At 49.3% G+C, this 6,712-nt stretch carries 5 protein-coding genes; 4 read left to right on the forward strand and 1 reads right to left on the reverse strand.

Annotation, left to right across the window (positions count from 1 at the left end; translation table 11 throughout):
* The 4 genes from EPO18_RS05385 to metK form a co-directional block, all read left to right on the forward strand.
* The coding region (locus EPO18_RS05385; protein ID WP_292431579.1) for a lipocalin-like domain-containing protein at nt 1-825 on the forward strand (825 nt) is incomplete at its 5' end.
* 294 nt (nt 826-1,119) lie between these two features.
* A complete protein-coding gene (locus tag EPO18_RS05390) occupies nt 1,120-1,761 on the forward strand; it encodes a DUF4145 domain-containing protein (RefSeq protein WP_292431582.1) in 642 nt (213 codons plus the stop codon).
* A 167-nt stretch (nt 1,762-1,928) separates the two neighbouring features.
* Complete coding sequence (locus EPO18_RS05395; protein WP_292431585.1) at nt 1,929-5,033, forward strand: cation-translocating P-type ATPase; 3,105 nt, start codon at nt 1,929-1,931, stop codon at nt 5,031-5,033.
* Between the two features lie 127 nt (nt 5,034-5,160).
* A complete protein-coding gene (gene metK / locus EPO18_RS05400) occupies nt 5,161-6,351 on the forward strand; it encodes a methionine adenosyltransferase (protein ID WP_292431588.1) in 1,191 nt (396 codons plus the stop codon).
* Nucleotides 6,352-6,480: 129 nt separating this feature from the next.
* Here metK and EPO18_RS05405 read toward each other — a convergent pair.
* Nucleotides 6,481-6,712, reverse strand: a 232-nt coding sequence (locus EPO18_RS05405) for a hypothetical protein (protein ID WP_292431590.1), incomplete at its 5' end; no start/stop codon positions are given.

Raw genomic sequence — 6,712 nt, forward strand, 5'->3', positions numbered from 1 at the left:
AAGTCCGCCTGGCGAAATAATCAAGTGTATATGGCGCACTTGACTTTGACCGATGTAGAGAAGGGCCGGTTTTACACGGATGAACGTTTTAGCCGGGCCGGAAACGACCTCGCCGGCGCCTCGAATAAAAAATATCATGTGTGGCTTTATGATTGGTCCGCAAGAACCGAAGGCGAGGCAGATTTTCCGCTTCGGCTACACGCCAAAAGCGACGACTTTGCCATTGATCTGCTATTAAAATCACAAAAGGGTTATATATTGCAAGGCGACCAGGGATTGAGCCGGAAAAGCCGGGAACCGGGCAATGCCTCGTATTATTATTCCTACCCTCGATTGGCTACTGAAGGCGCTATCGTTGTTTCAGGTAATAAATTTTCAGTTAACGGCGCAAGCTGGATGGACCGGGAATGGAGTACCAGCGCTTTGTCGGCAGAACAAAGCGGATGGGACTGGTTTGCCTTGCAGCTATCCGATAATACCGAATTAATGTTTTATCAATTAAGGCGCAAAGACGGCCAGCCGGATAGCAACAGTTCCGGCTCTTTCGTTCTGGCAGACAACACAAAAATTTCCCTGAAAGAAAACGATGTCACGATTAAAACTCTCGATAGCTGGAAAAGTCCACATTCAAAAATAATTTATCCCTCGCGTTGGCGTTTGGCAGTCCCTGTTCAGGGCCTTGAGCTTGAGATTGTTCCGTTAATAAATGACCAGGAACTCAATGTTAGTTATCGTTATTGGGAAGGCGCAGTCAGCGTTAACGGCACAAAAAACGGCAAGCCCATTTCAGGCCAAGGTTATGTTGAGTTGGCCGGGTACAGGTGAACAATAAGTGATAACCGTGCATGTTAAGTATTTATACATATTGCTTATTGAGTCTGTAAAAGTGTATTTTGCTTAAAAAGTACAGCCGTTTTTGATTCAATATAAATAATCGTTTCATCCACACTTTACGTTAACTCTGAACGACAGCCACCAGAGCTCTATTACAGTCCAAGCAGCTATTCATGGTTATTATGAATGCCGCAATTACACCTAATAATTCAGTTAACCGTCGATATATCGGTCGAGTGCTAACCAAGCACGGTCATTTCCAACGATAAGTTTCTGGAAACCCACATGCAGAATTATCATCCGCCGGAATACAAGAAGCTACAGTTTAACTGCATTCATTGTGGCGTCTACTCTTCGCAGTCTTGGCAGAATTTTTACTGCTGGAATAGATTGCATGCCGGATATTCTATTCATAAACCCCTGGAATTTTGCGTTTGTGAACACTGCAAAAAATGGTCGTATTGGTACGACGGGCGCATGATAGTTCCATCAGTAGCGCTCGTTCCCCCTGCTCATACAGACATGCCGCTAGAGTGCGTCGCGGACTATAACGAGGCAAGAGGTATCGTTGATCTTTCTTCTAGAGCGGCATCGGCTTTGTTGAGGCTAGCGCTTCAGAAATTGATGATTGCGCTTGGGGAGAACGGCAAAAATATTAACGAAAACATTGGGAATCTTGTTGAGAAAGGATTGCCTGTTGAGGTGCGGCAAGCTCTTGACTTTTGCCGCATTGTAGATAACAACGCGGTTCATCCTGGTGAAATTGAAATAAATGATACGCCGGAAATCGCCTATAACTTGTTCAACATAATTAACTTCATTATTGAAGACAGAATATCGAGGCCAATGCATATTCAGTCTCTGTTCGTACAGCTTCCCGAAAGTGTAAAAAAGGCTGTCGAAAAACGCGATGGACTTGATACTTAACACTAACGCCGGTTTCTGTTGCATTAAGTGCGACGGATTTGATTAGGTTGGCTTTGAATGATCAATGTGAAGCAAGAGGTCTGGATGCTATTACCGTTCCTTTTGATAAATCATATTTCTCTAAAGCGCCCGATTAAGTCATAAAAGTTTATTATTGAAGGCCAACAATGATGGACCCCGATACGCAAGATAACAAACCGCAAAATTATCTGCTAATCATTCATAACCGGGTTGCGGGACGAACCCGGATCAAAGTGCCCGGCCTGTACCGGAATGACCGTCTGCGTGCGAATCTGGAATCGAGATTAACGGAGTTGGACGAAATCAGGCTTGCGTATGCCAATACCTTAACGGGCAATTTACTGATTGAATATGCAGCGCCTCAAGATACCGGCGAAATGCCGGTTGGGATTGCCCGATTGCTCGAAGCGGAATTGGGCGGCCCTCTTATTCGTCATATCGAAAGTATCGACCGCCCACCGAAAAAGGTGCTGCGAAAACCTAAAAAAGCACGGCGAAGACTTGAAGCTGTTGAATATCAAGCCCAGCCGCTACAGCTATGGCATACGCTTTCGGGAACCCGGGTCGTCAATTTCTTGCAAAGTAGCGAGCAAGGCCTGACTCAAGAAGTCGCGGCGCAAAGGCTGGTGCAGTATGGGGCTAACGTGTTGTCCGAACAGGCCGGGCGTTCCTCTTGGCAAATGTTCCTAGGACAATTTATGTCCGCGCCGGTAGCGATGCTCGGCGTGTCGGCTGCGGTTTCATTGGCTACTGGAGGCGTCGCGGATACGGTCGTGATAGTCGCCGTGGTCTTGGTCAATTCAGTTATCGGTTACGCGACCGAAAAAACCGCGGAAAAAACCATTAATGCGCTGGGACAATTGACTCCGGAAACTGCGGTTGCGCTTCGAGACGGGTTTAAGCGGGAAATCCCAATGCCGGACGTCGCGCTGGGCGATCTTCTCGTTTTAGCTCCAGGCTCTTATATTCCTGCCGATGCCCGCTTATTAGCCAGCCACCGGTTAACTGTAGACGAATCACCGTTAACCGGAGAGAGTCTTCCGATCAGCAAAAATCATGAATATGTGGGCGAAGAGGATATCGCGCTAGGCGATCGGCAAAATATGGTTTATATGGGGACGATAGTGACCGGCGGGGACGGCCGGGCGATAGCCGTCGCCACCGGCCGGCATACCGAAATCGGCAAAATTCAGGAGTTGGTGGGGATAGCCAAAGCACCGGAGACACCGATGCAAAAGCAAATCGATGACATGGGCATGCAGCTGGCTTTGCTTAGTTCGGGTATTTGCGTTTTAGTGTTCGCTGTCGGTCTTTTGCGCGGCCGCCCGTTGCCGCAAATGTTGATGTCGGCTATTTCCCTGGCCGTCGCTGCGGTTCCGGAAGGATTGCCGACCGTGGCGACCACCACGCTGGCGCTCGGAATCAAGGAGATGAAAAGGCAAAAAGTACTGATTCGCCAACTGCCTGCCGTTGAAAACCTGGGCTCGGCGCAGGTCATCTGTCTCGATAAAACCGGAACGCTGACCTTAAATCAAATGAGTGTAGTCACGCTGCAAACCTTGCATGCCGGTATTAAAGTCAAACAGCAAGGCTTTTATCAGGGCAAGGCGAAAGTCGATCTTTACCGAACCGATCAAACATTGCGGCGCATGATGGAAGTGCTGATGCTTTGTAATGAATCGATGCCTGCCAAAGACGGAGCAGGGGGCTTGCAAGGTTCGCCTACCGAAAACGCACTGCTCCAGGTAGCTATTGATGCGGACGAAGATGTTCATGCTTTAAGACAGCATCGCCCCATGGTCAAAGTGGATTACCGCGCCGAAGATCGTCCCTATATGATTAGCGTCCATTCACTGTCAGATGGGCAATTTTTTTCGGCCGTTAAAGGCAGTCCTGCCGAAGTGCTCGAACTTTGCCAACAATGCAGCCTCAATGGGCGCGTGGAAGTTTTGTCCGAGGATCAACGTAAAACCATTTTAACCTGGAACGAAAGGCTGGGCGCCGACGCATTGCGGGTGTTGGGTGTCGCTTATTGCATTACCGAGGGTGCCGACGATTACAAACAGCGAGAGTTCATTTGGCTGGGCTTGGTCGGCATGGAAGATGTGATCCGCCCCGGTATGGAAGAACTCATGGCCCAGTTCCATGATGCCGGCATCGAAACAGTGATGATTACCGGTGATCAAAGCTCGACAGCTTATTCGGTAGGCAAAAGGCTGGGCTTAAACGGCGCTCAGGGCAAATCGTTGGAAATTATCGATTCAGGACATCTGGAAAAGTTGGATCCTTCGGTTCTTGCCGGTTTAGTGGATAGAACCACGATTTTTTCCCGAGTCAGTCCGGCGCACAAGTTGCGTATTGTCGAAGCATTGCAGCGGAGCGGGAAGGTTGTCGCGATGACCGGCGACGGTATTAACGATGGTCCGGCGCTTAAAGCAGCCAATATCGGCGTCACGCTGGGCGAAAAAGGCACCGATGTTGCACGCTCGATAGCCGATGTCATTTTGGAAGACGACGACTTGAAAACCATGGTGACTGCGATACGCGAGGGCAGGGCTATCTATGACAATATCAGTAAAAGCCTGCACTTTCTGCTGTCGACCAATCTCAGCGAAATCGAAGTGATGCTGGTCAGCGCCGCTTTGGGCGGGGTTGAAATCCTTAATCCGATACAGTTATTGTGGATCAATTTAGTAACCGACATCTTTCCGGCTCTGGCTTTGGCGCTTGATCCGCCTGAGGTTGATGTGCTCAAGCGGCCGCCGCGCGATCCGAATGCCGCCATTGTGAGCCGTAGCGATTACTTTAAATTGATTCGGGAATCAGGCATCATTACGGCCGGAGCCTTAGGGGTTTACGGTTATAGCCGTCTGCGCTACGGTCCCGGCCAAAAAGCCGGTACCCATGCTTTTATGTCGCTGACACTGGCGCAATTACTCCATGCCTATCGATGCCGTTCCGAGCACAGCTCTATTTTCGATTCAAAGAACCGCCCTTCCAACCGCTATCTCGATACCGCAGTCGGCTTCTCAGTATTGATGCAGGCGCTGGCAGCGACTTTACCGCCTTTGCGCGGGCTGTTAAGACTGAGTCCGATAGGCGTTGTCGATATGATTGCCATACTGGCCGGCGCTGGATTGCCGTTGCTTGCCAATGAGGCGGTAAAAGGGATCAATCTAAAAAGAGTAGTTGAGCCATCCAAAATCCCGTTCGCCCAGAGCCTGTCGAAGGGTGAGCGGGATTTTGGATGACTCACCGAATGGGTGAATACGTGAAAACCCGATCATGCTTCGACAAGCTCAGCACGAACGGCTTTTCACTCGCTCCAACTGCTCTTTTTAGGATCAACGTTAATAGCATTATTCAGGGGAATGAAAAATGATCACTGATTTTGTGTTTACCTCTCAATCCGTCACCGAAGGGCATCCCGACCGTCTTTGCGATACCATCAGCGACGCTATTGTCGATGCCTTCCTCCGGCAAGATCCTGCTTCCGGAATTACCGCGGAGTGTGCGTTATCAAAGAACGTATTGTTTCTTGCCGCGCGCTTTGCAAGCGAAGCGATTGTCGATATTCCTGAACTGGCGCGTACTGTCATCAACGGGGTCGGTTATCGGCCCGAGGACTTCAATGCGGCTGAATGTACTGTTGTGACCAGTTATATAGAACAATCGAAGACCTCCAGGGAAATAAATTTTTCAAACATTGAGGATGAGCAAATAGACCGGATCAGCGTTTCCCATCAAACGACGGTATTCGGTTACGCTTGCCGGCATAGTCCGGAATTAATGCCGCTTCCGATCAGTTTGGCTAATCAATTGGCTCGGCAATTATCAAAAACCAAGCGGGACGCCGACATCGCTTACTTATCGCCGGATTGCACCTCCCAAGTCGGCGTTGAATTCGTAAATGATGCGCCGAGCCGGATCGATAGCATTACCCTTGTTATCGGTTGCGATGAGCCCGATTCGCCGCCTGCTTTTGCGCAGATCGAAGAAGATCTCCGCCATAATGTCATCAATCCGGTGTTTAAACATGCGCCGGTTAAGCCGGACAATTTGACCCGTATTACTATTAATCCGAACGGGCCTTATAGGCGTAGCGGACCCGCCACTCATTCAGGCATGACCGGCCGAAAAACCGACAGCGATACCTACGGAAGTTTTGCAAGGCATTGCGGATCGGCCTTGAGCGGCAAGGGGCCGTCGCGTATCGACAGAGTCGGCGCTTATGCGGCCCGCTATGCCGCTAAAAACATCGTGGCGGCGGGCCTCGCGGCACAATGTGAAGTTCAGCTGAGTTACAGCATCGGCTTTTCCGGCCCGGTCAGTGTTTATTTGACTACAAAAGAAACCGGAGTTATCGAAGATATAGAGATTCGAAAGCGCCTGCTCAGGCATTTTGATTTTCGCTTGGGAGCCATTATCAGGGACTTCGAATTACAAGAGTTAACGCAAAAATATGACGGTGTTTTTTATCAAAAATTACCCGTTAACGGACACTTTGGCGCTCATGGTTTGTCTTTACCTTGGGAAAAAACTGATAAGGCCGAATTGCTTGTTGAATAATGACACTAATCGACAGTTAGAGAAATAGCACGCGGATGACGCGGATTAGACGGGTTTAAACGGATTTTTTATCTGTGTTGATCAGTCGAATTCGTGTCATCCGCGTTCTATTATTAACATTTCTCCGGCTCAACCGTTTTCTTCTCTCAATAATTCAATAGCGCCCCAAAGCAGACTGGCTGCGGGCGTCATAATGCGCCCCTTGGCTATCTGGCGAACGGCCAGCCCGGTTAATATCAGCAAGAATAAGGAGCGACTATCAATCAGGCCTTGACTGAGCTCCATTAGCGACTCGTCAAAGCGGTTAAGGCCTGTCGAAGTCAGCGTTGCTATAGGCACATGGGGAATCGAAAAAGTCTCC

The sequence above is a fragment of the Methylobacter sp. genome (genome assembly GCF_004322395.1).
In the GTDB taxonomy this organism is placed as follows: domain Bacteria; phylum Pseudomonadota; class Gammaproteobacteria; order Methylococcales; family Methylomonadaceae; genus Methylobacter_A.